Below are 22,178 nucleotides of genomic sequence, written 5' to 3'. Positions count from 1 at the left end.
ATATGGTCAGAATGGCCCGGAATTCCGATCACGAACCGCAATCGCGCGCGAGGGCGGCAAAGATCCGTCGGCGACCGGAAGAGATTGCTGACCGTATCAAGGATGTTATCCGTTCCGATGCATTGAGGCCGGGAGATCGACTGCCACAGGAAAAGGAACTGATTGACCAGTTCAAGGCCGCCAAGGGCACTGTGCGCGAAGCGATGAAGGCGCTGGAGACGCAGGGTCTGATTTTTACGCGCAGCGGTCCCGGCGGCGGGGCTTTTGTGGCCGAACCTTCCGCCCAGCACGCAATGGAAATGCTCGGAAGCTATTTCTTTTTCGATCAGCCGAGCCTTGCCGAAGTTTACGCTATCCGTAAGCTTCTCGAACCGGAGGTTGCCGCTCTCTTGTCCGGCAGATTGACTGGTGACGACATTGCTCGGCTGGAAAATGCGATGCGGGTCTACGATCGCCCGCCGGTCGATCTTGATGATCAATATCGCCAGCGCATTGCGGAACTGGATTTCCATTCCTTGCTGGCACAGCTTTGTCCGGACCGTCTGTTGGGCTTTATCTGCGGATTGACCCACAATCTGTTGCGAAGCCTGCCAATAGCGCGCGCGATCTATGCTGATCCGACACCGGCTTCGCGCGAAGAAGGACTTATCTTCCAGCACCGATTGCTTGCAGCGCTTGTCGAAAATCGCAGCGAGGATGCGCGCCGTATAACGTTTGAGCATATGGTTTCCGCTGAAAACTATATGCTTTCCAAGGCGAATTTAGTCGGGAAAGCCACATAGCGGAAACGAAAAGGTTGGGAACAATCCCGGCGCTCCCGCATTTGCAATTATGCAGGCCGCCGCCTTAACAGATGCGACGGCCTCATTTGTTTATGAATGACAATGGAGGCTTCGACCCTTTTTATGTGTGGTATTTGCGGAGAAGTCAGGTTTGACGGTGGTTCGCCGTCAGTTTCGGCAGTCTCGAAAATGGCGGATGTACTCAGTCCTCGCGGGCCCGATGCATCCGGGATTGTGATCCGGGGCAATATCGGCTTCGGGCATCGAAGATTGAGAATCCTTGATCTTTCCGAAAAATCGCAGCAACCGATGATCGACGCCGACCTCGGTTTGACGCTTGTGTTCAATGGCTGCATCTATAATTTCCGCGAATTGCGCACAGAGCTGGAACAGAAGGGCTACAAGTTCTTCTCCGACGGTGACACAGAAGTCATTCTCAAGGCATGGCATGCATGGGGCGAAAGCTGTGTAACGCGTTTTCTTGGCATGTTTGCTTTCGCCATTCACGAACGTGATACCGGCAGGGTTATCCTCGCGCGTGATCGGTTCGGCATCAAGCCGCTCTATATTGCTGAGGCGGAGGGTGCCTTGCGGTTCGCCTCTTCCTTGCCTGCTCTGGTTAAGGCAGGCGGCATCGACACCTCGATAGACCGCGCGGCCTTGCACAATTACATGAGTTTTCATGCCGTCGTGCCGCCACCGCGCACGATCTATAATGGTGTTCGAAAGCTCCCCCCGGCGACGATCCGTGTCTATGAACCGAATGGGCGTTTCGCTGACCGCATCTATTGGCAGGCGCCTTATCGCCGACTGCCCGGCGACGGCGCGTTGAGCCGCGAGGAATGGCAGGAGCAATTGCTCGCTATGCTGCGTGTCGCAGTCAAGCGCCGGATGATTTCCGACGTGCCGGTCGGCGTGCTTTTATCCGGCGGGGTGGATTCCAGCCTGATCGTCGGTCTGCTTGCTGAGGCCGGTCAATCGGGACTGATGAGTTTTTCAGTTGGCTTTGAGGAAGCAAACGGGGAAAAAGGCGACGAATTTGTCTATTCCGATCTGATTGCCGAGCATTTCGGCACCGAACATCATAAGATCTTTGTGCCCTCGGCAGACCTCATGGACGCCTTGCCGGGAACGATCGCGGCAATGTCCGAACCAATGGTGTCCTATGATAATGTCGGCTTCTACCTCCTTTCCAAGGAGGTTTCGAAGCATATCAAGGTTGTCCAGTCGGGACAGGGGGCAGATGAAGTTTTCGGCGGCTATCACTGGTATCCACCGCTAGTCGATTCCAACGATGTCGTCAGCGACTATGCCAAAGGGTTCCGTGACCGCTCGCATGACGTTCTCGCCACGCAGCTATCGCCGGAATGGATGCCGGAACGTGATTACAGTCAGGACCTTCTGGAAGAACATCTGCTGCAGGATGGAGCGGATACGCCTGTCGACCGTGCGCTGCGGCTCGATACGAATGTGATGCTCGTGGACGACCCGGTCAAGCGCGTGGACAACATGACGATGGCTTGGGGGCTTGAAGCGCGGGTGCCATTTCTGGATCATGAATTGGTCGAGCTTGCCGCCCGCATTCCGCCGGAGGAAAAACTGCGTGACGGCGGCAAGGGTATCCTAAAGGATGTGGCGAGAAAGGTCGTTCCAAGCGAAGTGATTGATCGCAAGAAGGGATATTTCCCGGTTCCGCAGCTCAAATATATCGATGGCCCTTATCTCGATATGTTGCGAGACGCCCTCTCTTCACAAAAGGCGAGGGAGCGCGGGCTTTTCCAGCGCGATTATCTTGAACGCCTGTTTGCAAAACCGTCCGAACACATAACGCCGTTGCGCGGTTCTGAGCTTTGGCAGGCCGGCCTCCTTGAAATGTGGCTGCAAACGCAGGAGGCATGAAATGCGGAAAACCGGTGAGGTGGATATGACCCGGCAGAAAGCGAAAGGTCGCAAAGCCTTTTCGCACCGTCTTACGCGCTTGCGTACACCTGAAAGCGCAGGCTTTTATCAGGAACATGCGCACGGCCATGACAAGGCGGGAAGCGAAGATCGCAAGCAGGATGTGGTTGTCGATTGCGGCTGGGGCCGACTACTCTTCGCGCAGACCTTCGAGACCAATGAAGCCATAGTGGAAGCATTGCGGGGGGAAGCGCCAGCGAGCCGCGATATCGTCTTTTACGTCAGCGATCCTCACGTACTGCTGTCACTCGCACCACATGAGATATTTCTCGATCCGTCGCATACATACCGGATTGAACTTGCGACCTATCGACCGGGCGGGCGACGGATACGTGGCATCACCATACGTCGCGCAGTCTCCGAAGTGGACGCGGAAGGCATCAACGCTGTTTACGCGGCCTGTGGCATGGTTCAGCTACGTCCCGACTTTTTTTCATCGGAGCGAGACAACCGTGCTGTTACCTATTTTGTGGCTCAGGACGATGCTACCGGCGAAATTGTTGGCACCGTAACTGGCATCGACCATCAGCGCCTTTTCGATGATCCTGATCGCAGTGCTTCGCTTTGGTGTCTTGCAGTTCATCCTCAAGCGCGGCAGCCGGGTATTGGTGAAAAACTGGTGCGAAAACTTGCCGAGCATTTTCAGGCTCGCGGCTTGAGCCATATCGATCTCTCGGTTCTGCACGATAATGAGAATGCCATAAGGCTCTATGAAAAGCTGAAGTTTCGTCGCGTTCCGCTCTTCGCGATAAAGCGTAAGAACGCAATCAACGAGAAATTTTTCGCCTCACATCTCGAAACCTTCGATGCGCTCAATCCCTATGCTCGCATAATCGTGGATGAAGCAGTGCGTCGTGGTATTCAGGTTGAAATAACCGATGCTGAAGGCGGCTTTTTCCGCCTCTCCTATGGCGGGCGTTCCGTCCATTGCCGTGAGAGCTTGTCTGAAATGACATCGGGTGTAGCGATGTCAATCTGCGACGACAAGGCTGTGACGCGGCGCGTCGTCGAGAAGGCTGGTCTGATAGTGCCGGAGCAGATTGCCGCCGAAGCGGACGATGATGCGCTGGAAGCTTTTCTAAAACGTCACAGCAAGCTGGTGGTGAAACCAGCCCGGGGCGAACAGGGAAGAGGAATTTCCGTCGGCATATCGACCATGAAAGACCTGCGAACGGCAATCAAACAGGCGCGAACCGTGTGCGACCGCGTGCTGCTGGAGGCGTGTTTTGAAGGTGAGGACCTTCGGCTGGTGGTTATCGACTACCAGCTCGTTGCCGCTGCGGTTCGTCGTCCGCCACGCATTGTCGGTGACGGCAAGGCAACCATCCGCAAGCTTATCGAGATACAATCGCGCAGACGCGCTGCGGCGACTGGCGGAGAAAGCCGCATACCGGTCGATACGGAAACGAAAAGGTGTCTTGAGGAACAAGGCCTGTCGCTCGATTCCGTTCTGGAAGATCATCGTGAAATCACAGTGCGCAAGGCGGCCAATCTACATACAGGCGGTACGATCCACGACGTGACAGCGACTGTTCATAGAAACCTTGTCGATGCTGCCTGTAAGGCTGCGCGTGCAATCGGCATTCCCGTTGTCGGGATCGATTTTATGGTCAAGCAGCCCGAAAAGCCGGACTATATTTTCATCGAAGCCAATGAGCGTCCCGGCCTTGCCAACCACGAACCGCAACCGACTGCAGGCAAGTTTGTCGATTTGCTTTTTCCGGGCTCAAGATAATGATAGTTTAGAGATGTCTAAACTATGGAATGTTCGCCGGAAAGTCTCTCCAGCGAACTTGAAACTATGCAACCCGCAAACAATATGCTGTATTTTAGCTATTGAGGAAATTTTAAGCAGAAACTGTACTCAGCAAATCAATTCTCGATTGTAATGGAAAAATTCATTTTTCATTTGGTTTCTGCCTCTATCCCTTTACGACAGGGGGCTCGGGCGGAAAAGGTTGATCGAACCGCATTCACGCCTGAGCGGAAAAGGGCTGAAAATGGATACGCGGGGGCAAAGCAGCAAGAATGTGCCGCTGGCAGTCGATCTGGACGGAACTCTGGTTTCGACCGATCTGCTGTGGGAGGGTATTTTTCTTCTTTTGAAGAGGAACATCCTGTTCGTCATCATGCTGCCGGTGTGGCTGTTCTCAGGCAAGGCATATCTCAAGCGACAGGTGGCTGAGCGCGTAACGCTCGATGCATCGCGACTTCCCTACCGAACCGAGTTTCTGGAATTTCTGCGTAGCGAACATGGGGCGGGGCGGACTTTGGTGCTGGCAACAGCTGCTGCTGAACCGATGGCCAAGGCTGTTGCGTCTGAGCTTGGGATTTTCAGCGCTGTCTATTCAACATCCGGTACGACCAATCTTTCGGCACAGCGCAAGGCTGATCTGCTTGTCGAGCACTATGGGCGACAGGGATTCGACTATGCCGGAAATGATCGTGATGACCTGCCTGTTTTCGACGCAGCCCGACAGGCGATCGTTGTCGCACCTGATCGTGCAGCGGCACATTTCCAGAAGCAAACTGGTTGTGAACTTTTCAGTGCCGAAAAACCAACTATTCGAACCTATGCTCGTATGCTCCGCGTTCATCAGTGGCTAAAGAATCTGCTCGTCTTTGTCCCGGCCATTCTGGCGCATGACATAATGAAGCCAGACGTGTTGATTGCGACTTGCCTGGCATTCGTGGCCTTTTCTGCGGCATCGTCTGCGATCTATATCGTCAATGATATTGTCGATCTTCCGGTGGATCGAAGACATGTGCGAAAAAATCAGCGACCTTTTGCACACGGAAAGATATCCATTCCCTTTGGCCTAAGCGTTGCGGCCCTGTTGTTGCTTCTGACGGCTTTTGTCTGCTTTTTCCTTCCGCCCGCCTTTACGCTTGCAATCGTCACCTATCTGTTTTTCACGACCGCCTATACCTTCGCCTTGAAACGCATGTTGTTGGGAGACGTGATTTGCCTCGCGGGACTTTACAGCCTGCGGCTATTGGGAGGGTCGGCGGCTTCCTATATCCCGCCATCGTTCTGGCTGATGGCCTTTGCCATGTTTTTCTTTCTGTCGCTGGCGCTGGTGAAGCGTTATGTCGAACTGCAGGGCGCTACCGTGACAGAAAAGGACCGGATTTTGGGGCGAGGCTACCGTCCGGAAGATCGCGATATTGTCGGACAGTGTGGGGTCGCAGCCGCGTTTACCGCAGCGCTGGTTTTGGCACTCTATATCAATAGCGATGCCGTCAAGACGCTCTACACCTATCCCTGGCTGATATGGCCGCTCGGTCCGATCGTGCTCTATATCAACGTGCGTGTGTGGATACTGGCGCATCGCGGCGACATGGATGACGACCCGGTTCTCTTCATTGCCAGGGATTGGCGCAGTCAGGTCGTCATCGCGCTTGGCGCGGTGCTGCTTCTTGTGGCTGGTATGCGCTGATGGAACAATCCTTCGACAGTTTCGGACGTATTAACCGGCGAAGGCGGCAATACCTTCCGCTGGAGAGACTGGAGACTGATTTCACGCGAGCCTTGCCCGGCGATGCGAGCCTTTTGCCATTCGGAAATGGTCGCTCCTACGGCGATAGCTGCCATAATGATATGGGCTTTCTCGTGCCCATGCAGGCGCGGAAAAAGATACTAAACTTCGATCCAGATACGGGATTGCTGACGGCTGAAAGCGGCGTGTTTTTGAGTGAAATCGTCGCCCATGTTGCTCCGCATGGCTATTTTCTGCCTGTCACGCCGGGCACGCAGTTTGTGACGCTCGGCGGCGCCATTGCCAATGACGTGCATGGTAAAAACCATCACCGGCAGGGTACTTTCGGGTGTCATGTTGAAAGGCTGGAACTGCTTCGCTCGGACGGCGTCTACTACAGATGTTCCGATACGGAGAACATCGATCTGTTTCGGGCAACCATCGGTGGAATGGGACTAACCGGATTAATTCTTCGCGCAACGATCCGGCTCAAGCGGGTCGGCGGTCTCGATGTCGAGGAAAAGGTTCTGCCCTTCGCCAACCTCGATGCTTATTTTGATATGGCCGAGGTGGCCGATCATGAAAATGAATATGCTGTTGCCTGGGTCAATCAACTCTCCGATGGCCGGGGCTTGCTGATGGTCGGTAATCATGTTGCCGCGCCGAATGGCTCTATTTCGATCGCTGGGCGGTTTGGCGTGCCGGTTGAATTGCCATTCTCGCTGTTGAACAAGATAAGCCTGTCGCTTTTCAATGCGGCCTATTTCCAGCACAAGAGGCGGCTGAAAACAGCGCGTAGAGTGCCGTATCAAAGCTTCTTTTATCCACTCGACGGAGTGAGAAACTGGAACAGGCTTTACGGCTCGGCAGGGCTCTACCAGCATCAAAGTGTAATTCCGTTCGAAGCAGCCCGAAAGATCGTTCCAGCGATGCTTGAGGCAAGTCGCAATGCAGGACAGGTCTCCTTTCTGACGGTACTCAAGCGTTTCGGTTCGATGAAGTCTCCCGGTCTCATGTCATTTCCGATGCCGGGATATACGCTGACGATGGATTTCCCCAATCGTGGCCACACAACGCTGGAATTGCTGAACCGTCTGGACCAGATGACTGTTGAGGCCGGTGGCCGGGTCAGTCCGTATAAGGACCAAAGGATGAGCGCAGAGGTTTTTGCTGCAAGCTATCCGCGCTGGCGCGATTTCGAGGCTTTTCGCGACAAGGCTTTCAATTCCAATTTCTGGCGCCGGACCGCATTGATGCTCGGCGCTGCAGGTTAGGAAACGTGATGAAATATATTCCCTTCATCCTGTTCACAGTCATGACCAATGCTGCCGCGCAGTTGATGTTGAAATATGGCATGCTGACGCTCGGGCCGATCAGCTTTTCAGCCGAAACATTGATCCAGCGCATATTCCAGATTGTCTTCAACCCCTGGATTTTTGCCGGTTTGCTCACCTTCGTGATCTCGATGGCGTCGCATCTTTACGTGCTGTCGAAAGTGGATCTTTCGTTTGCCTATCCGTTCCTCAGTCTTGCCTATGTCGCGGTCGCTCTGTTCGCCTGGCTTTTGTTCAAGGAGGAACTTGGCGCTTACAAGATTGCGGGAATTGCGTTCATCTGCATCGGGACAGTGCTGATCGCACAAAGCGGCAAGCCGTCCGAACCGCAGGCGGAGACGCATGTGAATCAGCAGACGCATAGTTGAATGGGGGCAGTACGATGAGACATGTAATCTTCGGTGGCGACGGTTTTGTCGGGCGCTATCTTGCTCCAAAGCTACTTGCCGATGGTCAGGAGGTCATTGTCGCGGATATCGTGAAAAGCGATCTGCCACACTATGCTGATACCGCTTTCGTCGCGACTGATGTGACCGATCCGGAAGCAATCCGCAGGCTTGGTATCCGCGCAGACGACATGGTCTACAATCTATCCGCCAAGATGCTTTCACCAATTCAGGTCCGGGCGAAGCGTCATGATTTTTTCTTTCCCGTCAACTATTACGGGACGGAAAACATCATCAAGGCAATGGATGCGGTTGGTGCGAACAAGCTCGTCCATTTCACCACCGATATGGTGTACGGGCACACCTATGTCTGGCCGCAGAAAGAAGATCATCCGTGCAAGCCGCTCGGTGAGTACGGCCTGTCAAAACTGAAAACCGAAGAACTCGCCATTGAATGGCGCGTGCGGGGCATGAATATCTCCCTTTTTCGTCCTCGTCTTATCATTGGACCGGGCCGTCTCGGCATTCTGGAAAAGCTGTTCAAGCTGATTGATTACAATTTGCCGGTGCCGATGATCGGCTCGGGCAGGAACCCTTACCAGTTCATTTCGGTGTTCGACTGTGCGGAGGTGGCACTTGCCGCTTTCAAGGCTGGTGTTCCAAACGAGGCCTATAATCTCGGCTCGCTCAATCCGCCTCCTGTCCGCAAACTGCTTGGTGATCTGATCAGCCATGCAGGTTCGAAATCTATTTTGTTGCCAACACCCGCCTGGGCGGTGAAACGCACGCTGGATCTGCTGGACTGGATGAACATGCCGATCATGGACCCGGAGCAATATCTGATTGCCGACGAAATGTGTGTTCTCGATGTCTCGAAGGGCGAGCGCGAACTTGGCTGGATACCGCAATATCGTGATGAGGATATGCTGATCGCGGCTTACAGCGAATATCGCAAGAAAATCGGCGCTGCATCGTCGGATGTGCGGGCTTCCGAAACGGCATAGGGGCAGAAATGAACAAGACGAACACAACGCCAAAGCCGAAGCTGTTAACGGTTGCCGAGGCGAAAGCGCTCGATCTGCCGAGGATGACGGAGCTGTTTACCGCTCATCTTAATCCCGGCCAGCTTCACTTCATGAAGCTGCTCGGCTTTCATAAGGTGAAGATCGAGCGTGCTGAAGGCATGTATTATTATGACCAGAATGGGCGCCCCATTCTCGATTTTTTCGGTGGTTTCGGATCGCTGGCTTTCGGCCATAATCATCTACGTATTCTCGAAGCACGGCGTCAGTTTCAGGAAGAAATGCGCCACGAGATTGCAATCGCCTTCATGTCGCAATATGCGGCCGCTCTTGCTTATGACATTGCGGCTTGCTCGCCGGGCGATCTCGACATGGTGTTTCTGGGGTCTTCCGGTTCTGAGGCGATGGAAGCCGCGATCAAGGTCGCAGAGCGCGCCGCGGGGCCGAAAAAGCCCAAGATCGTCTATGCGGAAAATTCGTTCCACGGCAAAACGAAGGGTGTTCTGTCCATCACTGATGGTGGGCTATATCGTGGCGAATTCAAGCTGGTCGATAACACCGTTCGGGTTCCCTTCGGTGACATTGCAGCCATTGAAAATGCGTTTCGCTCTGACCCCGAGATCGGGGTGATTGTGCTTGAAACGGTGCAAGGTGGCGGCGGTATCATTCAGGCTGATGCACAGTTCTGGCAGAAGCTGCGGAGCCTTTGCGACCAGTATGGTGTGATCTGGGTTGCCGATGAAGTGCAATGTGGACTGGGGCGAACCGGGAAATTCTATGCTTTCGAGCATTATGGCGTCATACCGGACGTCACCGCGCTGGCGAAGTCGCTTGGCGGTGGAAAGACCGCAATGGCCGCCATGATCGCGCGCCGCGACGTCTATATGAAGGCTTACGGCACGCCCAAGACGGCGATGATCCATGCGATGGCGACGTTTGGCGGGATTGGCGAAGCCTGCGTTACGTCGATTGAAGCTCTGAACGTGCTTTACGACGAGCATCTGATCGACAATGCAGCCGATGTCGGGGAATATCTTCTGGATCGTCTGCATGAGCTGCAGAGCCGCTATCCTGCGCTTTTGAAAGACGTGCGCGGGAAGGGGATGATGGTGGGGCTGGAGTTCCATGATTTTTCCCAGACGATGCCGGTCGTGTTGCGACCTGTCCTGGCGATGCTTGATGAGAAGCTGAAAGGTTCGCTTCCCGGCTTTATTGGCAGTCATCTGCTGCGCGATCATGGGGTGCTCGTCGCCTTTACCGAGTATAATCGAAACGTCATCCGTCTTGAGCCACCGCTGATCTGCGGGCGGGAGCATGTGGACGCATTCATCAAGGCGCTGGATGAGGTTCTTTCACGCGGCATCGTCCGGATTGTGCGGGATTTCGTCAAGGCTCAGATCAAATGAGCCATTTCTGATTACGGGATCAGACCGGGGCGAAGCAGCAAATCCCAACAGGGGTTCAAAGCGACGACATCACGATCCTGCAGTGCTTCGGCATATATTTTCTGCAAGGCAAGACGATTGGTCGTCGTCGGACATTTCGGGCGCAATATACCGTCTGTTGCTTCTACGGCAGCCTTCGTTTCCTTGGATAACGCCGGGACAGTGCGGAAGGGATCGGCGCCGATCTGGATATGCCGTGTCGCATCGCGATCCAATATCCATGCAAACGGATTGACGAAGTCGAGCGACATGACGCTTTGCAGGCGAACGTTGTTCCGGGTCTCGAAGGATTTCAGATCCTTCACCATCCGGTTTGCAGAAACGAGCCAATAGACCTGGAAATCGATTTCCGAATAAAGCTGCCAGCTAGGTAGTTGGCCTTGAGCTGCCAGCGCGTCATAGGCTGCATTGTTTTCCGGGTAGTGGGTTTCGAAAAGCTCTGCCCGTTGCAGGAAATCGGGCCGGGTCAACACCTGCCCGAGGTTCTTCAATTCCGGGAAGGACGGTTGCACATAAGTCGGGGCTACGGCAACGGCGCGCAGGGTACGGTGCGCAACCTTGGTGAATGTCGGGAGGACACAGAAGGCAGTGAGCACGACGAAGGCGATTTTGAGCTTCTCGGTGCCGGCTTTCATCCGTTGAAAAATCATAAGCAGGATGGGCCAAAGGAATATGAATTCCTGGCTTCCGGTGTTCTGTGTCTCAAGGATGATGCCACCCAGAAGCCCAACGGCGAGCCAGACTGAACTCCGGTCGAAAAAGCGATTGTGTTTGCCGGAATGGAACTGTTCATTCCAGAAAAGAATGAGAACAAGGATCGCCGCTGGCAGAATGACGTCCAGCTTCAACGATATGACGGTCAGGAAACGCGGGAGCAGGGCTTCTTCGTTCAGGGCGATCAATGAGGCGATATCGCGAACATATCCGCCGATAATCCCGTTGTGCAACTCAAGAACGAGCAGAAATGCAATGGTAACGGCGGCGGCCAGCAGAACGTTGCGTATAGAGATTCGTCCAGCGAGAAGTGCCGCAAGCCCGAACAGTCCACCTGCAAGAAAGCCCGTGACCTTCATCAAAAACAAGGCGAGCATCACTGCCGCACAAAACAGCACGAGCTTTGCGCCGTTTCGCATAAACAGTAATCCACACATCAGCACGTAGAGCAAAAGCGATGTATGGCGATTATAAATGCCAAACCCATCCAGTCCGGGATAGGGATAAAAGCTCTGTGTATTGGCCGGAAAGATTGCGAAAACCAGAAATGGAACAAGGATCAGAAATCCGGTTATTCGATTATGGGGGGGAAGCTCTGTCAGTACCCATGCCATCAGAGGGGCTGCAACGACCAATATTGACCATTGAACGAGCAAAAGCGGTTGTGCCTGTGGGAGCAGGGAGTGTCCCCATGCAAAAAGATAGTAGCCAAGCGGTCCGACAGGCGTGGAGAAGTCTACACCGGGAATCTGGTCCATTCTTATGCGCTGGGCTGCGTCGAAGTAGATGTAGCTGTCCCAGTACATTGGCCCAATGGGGGCATTGAGCCTGAATGACAGAAGCGCGATCAGCAGAACGAAAACAAAACCTAGCCAGAGCATAGGCGCGCATAGCAGCGACGGTCTGGCCGATTTGAAGGTCGTGCTGAAGAACATGGAACCCCGCTCCCTCGTGCATCACGCGCAGAAATTACCTGCAAACCCTTAAAACTACTGAAATAGCCACAGGGTCACCTGATTGGGCGCAAATTTCCGATATGTGTGAAGAGTTTTCCAGAAAAGAGAGCGCCCACTGCACTGGGAGGAGGAATGTGCAGTGGGCGGATCTATAAAGCGCGATTGGGAGGAGGAGTATCGCGCTTTGGGTTCGGTTTTTGGGAGGAGGAGTAAAACCGAACAAGCCCAAGATAGGAATAAGGGCCGCTGCTTACAAGGGGCAACGCTGCAATGCAGATATGCATTTTTGGGTAGCTAAAAAAGAAACCGCCCCGCAGCGGTCTAGCGCGCTGGGGCGGTACTCCCTCCTCCAAGTGAGAGGAACAATAACCGTGCTCATGGAGAAAGCAACCCCCTAATAGAACTCTATAATTTTCAGAAAATACTGAAATTTGTGTAGGATTATTGAGTGATACTCATTCAGGTTCCACCCGGTACAAGAGCATTTTAATTGCACTGCAGGACTGAACTATACCCGATCTTTAATAGTGTTTAGTCGAACGGTTGCAGACGCGGAAAAGTTCGTTGAGATAGGTTTCTCAACCATTGGCTGATATTGTTCACCAGATTTTCAAGTGTGCGTGCAGATTGTCTATTTATTTTCGTCAAAGCTGTGGGTAAGTTCCTCTATCTTCTTCGATTGGGGGCTTTCGGGGGAGATATGCCGCCTCAGCGCGTTCATTCGCTGCGAGGCGGTTTTCATTTGGATCTGTTGAAAGTGCATATCAGCAATGCAAGCTTGTTGATTGAGTAGGCCGGCCGGACGGGTTATTAAAAAAAACGTCCGGTTCACTCCTCCTCCCAAGAACCGGACCCAAAGCGCGATACTCCTCCTCCCAATCGCGCTTACAGATTAAGCCCACAACGTTCTCCTCCTCCCGAGCGTTGTGGGCTTTTCTATATTCTACTCACGTAATTTTTCAGGCTGGAACGTATTGTTAGTTCCAGAATCGGAGCTAACGTTCCATTTTCCCTGTGCGTGCACTCCTGAGAGCTCGCCCGCCTCGCGCCCCTAAGCCCCCCGCCCAAACGCGAGGCGGTTCCTTTGAGCGGAACCTTCCAGAAGATTTATATTTCAGTGTTTCCGTCAGGGATTATTCCCACTGAATAAAGCTGCGTTCGAAGAGGAATGAAAGCGATCAGAAAGATCGCTGTTGCTTCGTTGGGTTATACTCATTTGCTGCGTCGGCTAGATTGGCTGATAGGGTGTGTGAAGATTCTTCAGGGAATTCTTGACGCAGTGTCGACAATACCAGAAACTGATTTAGTTGATCTGCAATCTCGGAAAAATTAGAAGAAATATACCTTAAAAAGAATCGGATAAGGTTCGGCAGCTTTCCACTTGCTACAAGTTATTCTGATTTTTGGCCAAATAAAAATATATTATAAAATTATAATACATTACGTAGCGTCATATTTGATTGGAAATTAAGTTTATATTTTCTGCGCTGTCTTCTGTGGATGGGTGAAGAAACGATGATTATCGATCCTGATATCCGTTTACAATCAAGAATAGGCTGAGTCGTTTCCAGGCTGGAGGCGCTTTCGGCTGTTCAGGTGGGCACAATGTTGCGTTCTGTGTCTGGAGGCTAATGCCTCGTCGATAGTTATGCTTTGATCGTCAAAAGAGACCGGCCGCTCCAGCAATGGGGGCGTTCTGGCTTCAGAAATTAACCATCTGTTAACCATTGCGCATATAGACCGGATAAACCGTTTTTTAACCAAGATGAATCAAGTGCTAACACAGTCTCGTCCAATCCGTTTGAAAGGGAGATCCTTTCTTGCGCTGGTACTCTCGCCTGAACTGCCGCTCGATGGCTGGCTCGACAAGCTGGACGATCTTGCAGCCCGTTCCGTGGGTTTCTTTCTGAATCGCCCGATCGTTCTCGATCTGGAGAACGTTTCGATCGAGCGTCCGCAATTGGTTCAATTGCTTGAGGATTTGGTTAAACGTGGTGTCTGGATCACGGGCTTTGAAAATGCGCGGCCCTCTCTGCTGGGGCCAGGCATGCCGCCAGCGATGCGTGGCGGACAACCTGCCGCAGATTTCGACCCGGAGATCACAGAACCGAAGTCGCAGGAGCGCACTCCGGTGGCACCCGCATCGGTACAACTCGTCAAGGCCGTTCCGTCCATGGTGGTTACCGAGCCGGTACGGTCTGGTCAGTCGGTCTACTTTCCGGACGGCGATGTAACGATTGTTGGTTCTGTAGCGTCCGGTGCGGAAGTGGTGGCTGGTGGCTCGATCCACGTTTATGGCGCGCTGCGCGGTCGTGCGATGGCTGGGACAGCCGGAAATGCCGATGCGCGCATTTTCTGTCGCAAGATGGAGGCAGAACTCGTTGCCATCGACGGTCTTTACAAGACGGCCGAAGACATGGAGAGCCGATTGCGCGGACAGGCAGTCCAGCTCTGGCTCGACGGCGATTACATGATGGCCGAAACGCTAAACTAGCATTTTCCCAAAAGGCCAACAGCCTTGAGAAAATGCTGGTCCAGACAAATTGTCAGGGCACTTTTGAGTGCTGAAAAAGAAAAGCAGAGCATTTCATATCCCGGGTAACGAATGCTCTGGAGGCGCGCGGGAGATACAGGAGACAAATATGGCAAAAGTGATTGTTGTAACTTCCGGTAAGGGTGGCGTTGGCAAAACGACATCAACCGCTGCAATCGGCGCTGCGCTGGCGCAACGCGGCGAGAAGACAGTCGTTATCGACTTCGATGTTGGTCTGCGTAACCTTGACCTGGTCATGGGAGCAGAACGTCGCGTCGTATTCGATCTGGTCAATGTCATTCAGGGTGATGCAAAGCTTCCGCAGGCTTTGATCCGCGACAAGCGCCTTGAGACACTGTATCTGCTGCCTGCCTCCCAGACGCGCGATAAGGATAACCTGACCACTGATGGCGTCGACCGCGTCATGGAAGATCTCAAGAAAGAGTTCGACTGGATCATTTGCGATAGCCCCGCCGGGATCGAACGCGGTGCCACACTCGCCATGCGTCATGCGGATATGGCTGTGGTTGTCACGAATCCTGAAGTGTCGTCTGTGCGCGATTCCGACCGTATCATCGGTCTGCTGGATGCCAAGACACTCAAGGCCGAACGTGGCGAGCGTGTGGAAAAGCATCTCTTGCTGACCCGTTATGACCCGGTACGTGCCGAGCGCGGCGACATGCTGAAGGTTGATGACGTTCTCGAAATTCTGTCCATTCCGCTTCTGGGTATTATTCCGGAAAGCCAGGACGTTCTGCGGGCATCCAATATTGGTTCCCCCGTAACGCTCGCCGATCAGCGCAGTGCGCCTGCATTGGCTTATCTCGACGCAGCCCGCCGCCTCGCCGGCGAAGAAGTGCCGATGACTGTTCCATCCGAAAAGCGCGGCCTTCTGGGTAAACTTTTCGGAAGGAGAGCGGCATGAGCCTGTTTCGTTTCTTCAGCAAACCTGCTTCCGCGCCGCAAGCGCGAGAACGGTTGCAGGTTCTGCTCGCCCATGAAAGGGCGTCACACGAACATTCCGATCTTGTTGCGGTATTGCGGGAGGAAATTCTCGCCGTTATCGCCAAGCATATCCAGATTGATCGCGACAAGGTCAGCGTGAAAATGGATCGAGGTGACCAGATGTCGACGCTCGAAGTCGATATCGAGCTTCCGTTGAAAACAAAAGCGAAGGTGCGGGCAGCCTGATTAAAGCATAATCCGACCGGAGTGAAACGAAGGTCGATAAGATTATGCTTACAATAGAAAAGGTTAGAGCGCCGATCTGATTTAATCGGATCGAAATGCATTCTAACACCAGTCTTGCGGATAGCCAGAAAGATGGAGGGAAAACCATGAACCGCGGTGCACTTCTCACCAGATTGAAGGAGCTTCAGGAGCTTCCAAAGTTTCAGAAGCGGGATATCTGTACCATAAGCGCTTTCCTGCAGCTTGAGGCACTGGCTGAACATGTCAGAGTCTGCGAAGAGGCAGCGGGCGTTGCACAAACGGGGCAGGATCATTGATCCTGCCTTTTCCTTGTAGGATTGAGCTTTCCTGAACACTCATAGCGTGTGTTCTCGGCAGATCAAGATTGTTGCGTGTTTACGGCACGGCAAAAAACATCTGCAAATAGCAGCCGAGAAAGGCAAGGGCGATCAGCGCCACGATGAGGAACAGGAGCTTCATGCATCATGCATCGCTCAATCGCTGTTCACGTTCAAGAAAACAGATGGTGATTGACGGCAATGGTACAGAAAATATTGCTTCATCCCATTGTTTCCATGTGTTTTTCGAATTGGCGGCTTTCCTCATTTGTTTGAGATAGGCGCAAGCTCCTGTCGTGCCGTCGTCAAAACCGTCTGTGTGAGGCTTGCGAGCCTGTCGGCCGCAAGGCGGTTGACCTGCCAGAACAGGGGAATATCCAGCGGCGTATCCGGGATGAGTTCCACCAGTTTGCCCGACTGCAAATGGTCACCGACCAACTGCACCGGATTCATCCCCCATCCCATGCCTGACAGGCTTGCCTCGACAAAAGCCTGTGTCGAGGGAAGCCAATGTGTCGGGCATGCTATATCGGTTCGGAGGGCAGTGCGCACCCACTGATCCTGCAATCTGTCCTTTTGGTTGAACGTCAGTGCCGGCGCTTTGGCAATAGCATCGTGGGTTATTCCGTCTGGAAAGTGGCGAGCGATGAATTCCGGTGATGCCGTGGCGCGATATTGAAGGATACCAAGCGGGGTTAGACGACAGCCTTGAACTGGTTTTGATAAAGAAGTCACGGCGGCTACGACACGCCCGCGCTGCAGCCATTCGGCAGTGTGATCCTGATCGTCGACCGCAATGTTGAAAAGATATTCCGCTGTCGTGCTGAAATGCGAGATTGCTTTCAGAAACCACGTGCCCAGACTATCAGCGTTGGTCGCTATATGAAGCGTTACGCGCTGTGCAGTATTTTCGCTTCCGGACAGTCCAGGCAACTCTGCCAGAAGTTCGCGTTCGAGCATGCCTACCTGCTCGATATGCCGGCACAACCAGTCTCCTTTTTCGGTCGCCGTGCAAGGAGAGCCTCGCTCAATGAGTACTGCGCCAAGCCGCTCTTCGAGATGTTTGACACGTTGCGAGATTGCTGACGGAGTGACGTTCAACGCTCGTGCGGCTTTCTCAAAACTGCCCGTCTGAACCACCATCGCCACTGCTCTCAAGGCGGAATAGTCGATCATTAGAATTCCTAAACTGTAGTTATTAAGTTTAATTATTCTAATCCTTTAGCATTTGGTATCCAAGTGCCAACTTACTCCCAGATGGCGACCATTTATGAACACTTCAATCTACGTAACCGGCTTTACCATGGGCCTCACCCTCATTGTCGCGATTGGTGCACAAAACGCTTTCGTTCTGCGGCAGGGTTTACGCGATGAGCATGTGTTCGCCGTCAGCCTCGCTTGTGCCGTATCGGATGCCATCCTGATCCTGATAGGTGTGACAAGCTTCCAGAAGATCGCTGCCATCATGCCTGCGCTTGATCCCATCATGCGATATGGCGGTGCAGCTTTTCTGATCTGGTATGGTGCGCGAAGCCTTTATTCCGCTTTCACCTCGTCAGCGGTTCTGGCCACTGCGAACGGGGCGTCCGTGAGCCTTACCAAGACGCTTGCAACCTGTCTGGCACTGACATGGCTCAATCCGCATGTCTATCTGGATACTGTCGTGCTGCTCGGAACGATTTCTACGCAGTTTCCCGGTTTGGAAACGTCGTTCGCGGCGGGGGCTATCACGGCATCCTTCGTGTTTTTCTTTTCGCTTGGCTTCGGTGCCCGCTGGCTGCGCCCGATCTTTGCCCGCCCGTCGTCATGGCGCATTCTTGAAGGCGTCATTGCCGTTACGATGTGGTCTATCGCGCTGAAGCTCGTGACCGGCGTGTAACGATCTCAGGCTATCCAAACTAAAAAGCCGGATGCGTTTACTGCATCCGGCTTTTTAGTTTTTGGAAGAACACACCTAGAGGCCCATAGCCTTCAATTCCTGAAGCGGAGGGATCGTTTCGTACATAACAGGATCGAGGCGGTCCCATATGATTCCGCAGGTTGGCTTGTGCGGGTCCTTCACCTCTATTGTGCGGGTGGGTGTGAAAATCACGTCCGCGACGGTGTCATAGACATCCGGCGTGAGCTTTTCGCTCAGAACCTGACAGTCGTGTACGACAGCGGCAGCAGGCGTCGCTGCAGTGATGCGGCCCAGACGGTAAAGCATACCCCATTCGGCATCGAAGAAGCCATGCCCTTTGCCGAAGCGTACGCCCTCGAGATTGATCGCGCCGGTGCCGGTGACCATGTAATCGACGACTGGCATAGCCGAGATATCTTTCAGCGTGACCGGCTGTCCCACACGCTCCATGCCGTCGAGCGTCGAGGCGTAAAGATAATAATCCGGCGAAATCAGCTTCGGATCGAGAACCCAGAAGCCGCGCTTGATGGAATATGTGGTTATCAGAACGGTCTTGCCGTCTTTCAAAGCCTGAAGACGCAGGCGGTCGAGACAATTATCGGGCGTAATGAAGATGAAATCTGCATTCTGATAATAATGATGGCTTGTCAGCCGGGCTACCGCATCCTCTCCACCTTCAAAATCTGCGATGAACTCGCCGAAGTCGAAATGGAAACGGCTATCCGGGACAGCAACCTTGCGCAACTCGCTCCACACACGTTCGCGAACGGAAGCTTTGTGATCAGTGATTTCCATGGGGACTCCTTGCATTTTAGTCTGCCGGGCTCATGCCGCGGCGTGCGAGCACCTGGCGCTCGCAGAGGGCTACGATTTGATAGAAAATGACGGACAGCATCACGGACACCACGGCAACGGCCCAGATCATGCCGTAGTCGAGATAGCCGCGTGACTGGTTGAGAAGGTTTCCGAGCCCCGTACCCGTTGCCAGCCATTCTGCAATCATGACGCCGAGCAAAGCGCGCGGTACGGCAAGGCGGATGGCAGCGAAGAGATAGGGCAGGGAGGCGGGCACGGATACCAGACGGATTTGTGCCCAGATGCTGGCGCCATAGGCGCGGGGCACATCCAGTGCGGCACGAGGAACCAGTGCCATGCCCTGAGCCATAGTCACGAAGGCAGGGAAGAATGTGACTGAGACCGTAATCCAGAGGATGACGGACGGGCCGCGTCCCAATAACAAAACGAGCAGGGGTGTCAGGGCAACGAGTGGCATTGTCTGCGTGACAAGGGCGACAGGCATGAAGCCGCGCACGATGGCAGGCTTGGCGACTGAGGCGATGGCGAGGGTAAAGGCGAAAAGGATGCCTGCTGCCATGCCAAGAAAGGTAAGCGGTAAAGTCTGTGAAAGCGCTGTCAGCAATTTTGCCTGTGCGGGAGCTGCGGACGGAGCGAGGAAAAGATAGTCGAACAGTCCGGCTGGTGTCTTGGCGATCATGGCCGGTGTTCCCATGAAAACGAGCAGCAGCCACCACAAGACGAACGGAAGCGCGATCGAACAAATGACGAGAATAAAGTTTAGGTCGCGAGAGCCGCGCGGGGCAGTGTTTGGAGCGTTGGCTGGGACGGTGATGGCCTTGGTGCTGCCAGTCAGCATTTTTGCAAGAATGGAAAAGAGCGCATAGGCCAATCCTGCGAGCAAGGTAGCGCACAGACCGATACCCCAGAGCCGGGTCGGTTCTGCTCTCCCGAGAGAACCGATCAGATAGGCGCCGAGACCGAAACGCCCACCGCCACCAAACTCAGCCAGAATGGAGCCTAGAACCGCATTGGGAGCGGCAATACGCAGACCGGCAAGGATTGACGGCAGAGCGGATCGCAATTGGGCTAGACGCAGCACTTTCCATCGGCTGCCACCATAGGCACGAACAATATCCACCATACGGCGGTCCGTCTGGCTGATGCCAGTCATGGTGGCGGCCATGGTGATGAAATAACAACCAAGTGCCGCCAGCGTGATACGCGGTGTCATTCCTGAAAAAGTCAGAACCAGAATAGGCGAGATGGCAATTGGAGGCAGTGCAAAAATCGCGATGTTGACGCCCCGACCCAGTTTCGCGGCAGCTGGAAAGAGGGCGAACAGAATGCCTGCAGCTACGGCAACAAGGTTTCCGATGACAAAGCCAGCACCGGCGCCCTGAAGTGTCGCTAGTATATGAGCTGGATAATCGGCACGGTCGATCCACAGACGGGCCAGGACCGCCGAAGGTGCTGGCAAGGCGCCGCCTGCAATCAGGGAAAAGCGGCCACATATCTCCCAGGCTGCAATGAGGATGACCCAGTTGCGCAAGGTGGAGAGATGGGTTGATGGCTTCATGTCAGCCATGCAAAGCCTCCGCGACGGCGTCCTCCAGCGCATGGAATTGCGATGTGCTGAATATTTCGGGGCTGCGTGGGCGTTCCAGCGGAATATTGATGATCTTCGCGATGCGTCCGGGGCGACTGTGCATCACCACGATCCGGTCGGCGAGGAAAACTGCTTCGTCTATGCCATGGGTGACAAGCAGGGTGGTGGCCTTGCTTTCAAGCCATATGCGTTGAAGCTCAATGTTCATCTGGCGGCGCAATATCTGGTCGAGTGCGCCGAAAGGCTCGTCGAGAAACAGAACGCGCGGATCGGTGACCAGAGAGCGGGCAATTGCCACACGCTGGCGCATGCCGCCGGAAAGCTCACCCGGAAGTGCTTTTTCGAAGCCTTTGAGGCCAACAAGGGCGATCAATTCGGCAATCCGGTCGGCCTTTGCCGAACGAGACAGGCCAAGCACATCCAGTGGCAGAGCAATATTGTCTTCGACACTCCGCCATGGCATGAGCGCTGCATCCTGAAAAGCCACACCGGTCAGTCCGGCCGTTACGGCCTCTACAGGGCTTTTGCCCATGACTGAAATCGAGCCGTTATCAGGCTGATCGAGACCGAGTGCCAGCCGCAACATGGTCGACTTGCCACAACCGGACGGTCCGATGAGTGCAGTGAACGAGCCGGTGGGGCATTCGAGCGAGACATCGGATAGTGCAATTACATTCGTGCCGCGCCCCGAAAAGGAGCGCGTCACATTTTCAAGTTTGATCCCGGACATATCAGGCATCAAATCTCTTCAAGAAGCGTTGTGTCGAAATGATCGCGCTTGGCGGCGATGCCAATCGTACCGAGCGCCTTGATCGTGTTCTCGATGGCTTCTTCGCTCATGGAGAACACACCATTCGGCGTCTCGATCAGCGGCTTCTGCGCCGTGTTGAAATAGACTTCGTTTTCGATCGAGCGGCCGGTGCCCTTGAACCAGCTGTCGGCAAATTTTGGGGGGTAGGCTGCCGGGTCCTTGAGGTTTTCATCCCAGCCGTTGCGGCTTGCGCGAAGGAAAGCAACGAGATCCTTGCGCTTTGTCTTGAGTGTTTCTTCCGTAACGACAACCGTATCGTTGAAGATCGTAAAGCCAAAATCATAGAGCAGGAAGGAAACTGCTTCTTCGCCAGCCTGCTTGATGGTGAAAGGAACATTGGTCGTAAAATCGAGTGAAGCGTCGATTTCACCCTTGATGAGCGGCGTCGGATCATAAGCGTAAGGAACGATGTTGACTTGAGAAGGCTCTATGCCCGAAATCTTCAGCATGGCTTCAACCGAGATGACGTTGACCGGCGGCACAGCCAGCGTTTTGCCGATCAGGTCCTTTGGCTCCCTGATCGGGTTCTTGGCCAGCGAAATAATACCGATTGGGTTCTTCTGATACTGGGCGCCGATGATTTTGAAAGGCGCACCCTGTTCGACGATGGCCTTGATCGTCGTGTCGGGGGTGGTGAGGGTCAGATCGGCCTTGCCCGCAATGATCGTGCTTTCCGGAATGACGTCGGGGCCACCGGAGATATAGTTCAGGTCGAGGCCTTCTTCGCGATAGAAGCCCTTGTCGACTGCAATGAAATAGCCGCTGAATTCCGCGTCATTGATCCAGGAAGCCTGAAAGTTGAATGGTGTATCCGCAGAGGCAAAACGGCTCATGGCTGGCAGAGCGGCTGCGGCGCCCATCAGTCCGAGAAAACGACGGCGATCCAGAGCAATATTCATTGAATTTTCCTTTTGGTGCTGAACT

19 protein-coding genes are annotated in these 22,178 nt (G+C 54.0%); 13 read left to right on the top strand and 6 right to left on the bottom strand.

Annotated features, from left to right (window positions below; genetic code table 11):
* Positions 1-2 precede the first annotated feature (2 nt).
* The 8 genes from OHI65_RS02985 to OHI65_RS02950 all read left to right on the top strand — a co-directional run bounded on the left by OHI65_RS02985 (position 3) and on the right by OHI65_RS02950 (position 10,368).
* Positions 3-782, top strand: a complete 780-nt coding sequence (locus OHI65_RS02985) for a FadR/GntR family transcriptional regulator (protein WP_011982697.1) — start codon at positions 3-5, stop codon at positions 780-782.
* 123 nt (positions 783-905) lie between these two features.
* A complete protein-coding gene (locus tag OHI65_RS02980; RefSeq protein WP_029928038.1) occupies positions 906-2,681 on the top strand; it encodes an N-acetylglutaminylglutamine amidotransferase in 1,776 nt (591 codons plus the stop codon).
* 1 nt (position 2,682) lies between these two features.
* A complete protein-coding gene (gene ngg / locus OHI65_RS02975; protein ID WP_125300758.1) occupies positions 2,683-4,476 on the top strand; it encodes an N-acetylglutaminylglutamine synthetase in 1,794 nt (597 codons plus the stop codon).
* Positions 4,477-4,741: 265 nt separating this feature from the next.
* Positions 4,742-6,181, top strand: coding sequence for a UbiA family prenyltransferase (locus OHI65_RS02970; protein WP_125300757.1), 1,440 nt, complete (start codon positions 4,742-4,744; stop codon positions 6,179-6,181).
* Positions 6,181-7,494: an FAD-binding oxidoreductase gene (locus OHI65_RS02965; RefSeq protein ID WP_125300756.1), complete on the top strand. Its 1,314-nt coding sequence runs from the start codon at positions 6,181-6,183 to the stop codon at positions 7,492-7,494. Before OHI65_RS02970 ends, OHI65_RS02965 begins: the two co-directional genes overlap by 1 nt.
* Positions 7,495-7,502: 8 nt before the next feature.
* Complete coding sequence (locus OHI65_RS02960) at positions 7,503-7,922, top strand: EamA family transporter (protein ID WP_010660930.1); 420 nt, start codon at positions 7,503-7,505, stop codon at positions 7,920-7,922.
* A gap of 14 nt (positions 7,923-7,936) precedes the next feature.
* Positions 7,937-8,944, top strand: coding sequence for an NAD-dependent epimerase/dehydratase family protein (locus tag OHI65_RS02955; protein WP_125300755.1), 1,008 nt, complete (start codon positions 7,937-7,939; stop codon positions 8,942-8,944).
* Positions 8,945-8,952: 8 nt separating this feature from the next.
* Positions 8,953-10,368, top strand: coding sequence for an aspartate aminotransferase family protein (locus OHI65_RS02950; protein ID WP_125300754.1), 1,416 nt, complete (start codon positions 8,953-8,955; stop codon positions 10,366-10,368).
* 11 nt (positions 10,369-10,379) lie between these two features.
* On the opposite strand, the gene OHI65_RS02945 is transcribed toward OHI65_RS02950, so the two are convergent.
* Positions 10,380-12,056 carry a hypothetical protein gene (locus OHI65_RS02945; RefSeq protein WP_125300753.1) on the bottom strand — a complete coding sequence of 559 codons (1,677 nt, stop codon included), beginning with the start codon at positions 12,054-12,056 and terminating at the stop codon, positions 10,380-10,382.
* Positions 12,057-13,842: 1,786 nt separating this feature from the next.
* On the opposite strand from OHI65_RS02945, the gene minC reads away from it, so the two are divergent.
* The 4 genes from minC to OHI65_RS02925 all read left to right on the top strand — a co-directional run bounded on the left by minC (position 13,843) and on the right by OHI65_RS02925 (position 16,118).
* Entirely contained in the window at positions 13,843-14,571 is a 729-nt protein-coding gene (gene minC, locus OHI65_RS02940; RefSeq protein WP_010660935.1) for a septum site-determining protein MinC, read from the top strand.
* A 148-nt stretch (positions 14,572-14,719) separates the two neighbouring features.
* Complete coding sequence (minD, locus tag OHI65_RS02935) at positions 14,720-15,535, top strand: septum site-determining protein MinD (protein WP_010660936.1); 816 nt, start codon at positions 14,720-14,722, stop codon at positions 15,533-15,535.
* Positions 15,532-15,801, top strand: coding sequence for a cell division topological specificity factor MinE (minE, locus tag OHI65_RS02930; protein ID WP_006468449.1), 270 nt, complete (start codon positions 15,532-15,534; stop codon positions 15,799-15,801). The genes minD and minE overlap by 4 nt, the downstream gene beginning before the upstream one ends.
* Positions 15,802-15,947: 146 nt before the next feature.
* A complete protein-coding gene (locus OHI65_RS02925) occupies positions 15,948-16,118 on the top strand; it encodes a hypothetical protein (protein WP_010660937.1) in 171 nt (56 codons plus the stop codon).
* Between the two features lie 285 nt (positions 16,119-16,403).
* Here OHI65_RS02925 and OHI65_RS02920 read toward each other — a convergent pair whose 3' ends face one another.
* A complete protein-coding gene (locus tag OHI65_RS02920; RefSeq protein WP_011982706.1) occupies positions 16,404-17,315 on the bottom strand; it encodes a LysR family transcriptional regulator ArgP in 912 nt (303 codons plus the stop codon).
* A gap of 94 nt (positions 17,316-17,409) precedes the next feature.
* On the opposite strand from OHI65_RS02920, the gene OHI65_RS02915 reads away from it, so the two are divergent.
* Positions 17,410-18,018, top strand: a complete 609-nt coding sequence (locus OHI65_RS02915; protein ID WP_011982707.1) for a LysE/ArgO family amino acid transporter — start codon at positions 17,410-17,412, stop codon at positions 18,016-18,018.
* 75 nt (positions 18,019-18,093) lie between these two features.
* Here OHI65_RS02915 and OHI65_RS02910 read toward each other — a convergent pair whose 3' ends face one another.
* The 4 genes from OHI65_RS02910 to OHI65_RS02895 are packed head-to-tail and all read right to left on the bottom strand — an operon-like array spanning position 18,094 to position 22,153.
* The gene (locus tag OHI65_RS02910; RefSeq protein ID WP_010660940.1) at positions 18,094-18,834 is read right to left on the bottom strand and encodes a 5-formyltetrahydrofolate cyclo-ligase; all 741 of its coding nucleotides are present in this window, start codon (positions 18,832-18,834) and stop codon (positions 18,094-18,096) included.
* Between the two features lie 16 nt (positions 18,835-18,850).
* Positions 18,851-20,422: an ABC transporter permease gene (locus OHI65_RS02905; protein WP_125300752.1), complete on the bottom strand. Its 1,572-nt coding sequence runs from the start codon at positions 20,420-20,422 to the stop codon at positions 18,851-18,853.
* Entirely contained in the window at positions 20,415-21,182 is a 768-nt protein-coding gene (locus tag OHI65_RS02900; RefSeq protein WP_125300751.1) for an ABC transporter ATP-binding protein, read from the bottom strand. Before OHI65_RS02900 ends, OHI65_RS02905 begins: the two co-directional genes overlap by 8 nt.
* Positions 21,182-22,153: an ABC transporter substrate-binding protein gene (locus tag OHI65_RS02895; protein ID WP_125300750.1), complete on the bottom strand. Its 972-nt coding sequence runs from the start codon at positions 22,151-22,153 to the stop codon at positions 21,182-21,184. Before OHI65_RS02895 ends, OHI65_RS02900 begins: the two co-directional genes overlap by 1 nt.
* Between the last annotated feature and the right edge of the window lie 25 nt (positions 22,154-22,178).

This window comes from Brucella sp. MAB-22 (assembly GCF_025908475.1).
In the GTDB taxonomy this organism is placed as follows: Bacteria; Pseudomonadota; Alphaproteobacteria; order Rhizobiales; family Rhizobiaceae; genus Brucella; species Brucella anthropi.
The sequence above is the reverse complement of the archived record's forward strand: the minus strand, read 5'-3'. Positions and strand labels throughout refer to the sequence as shown.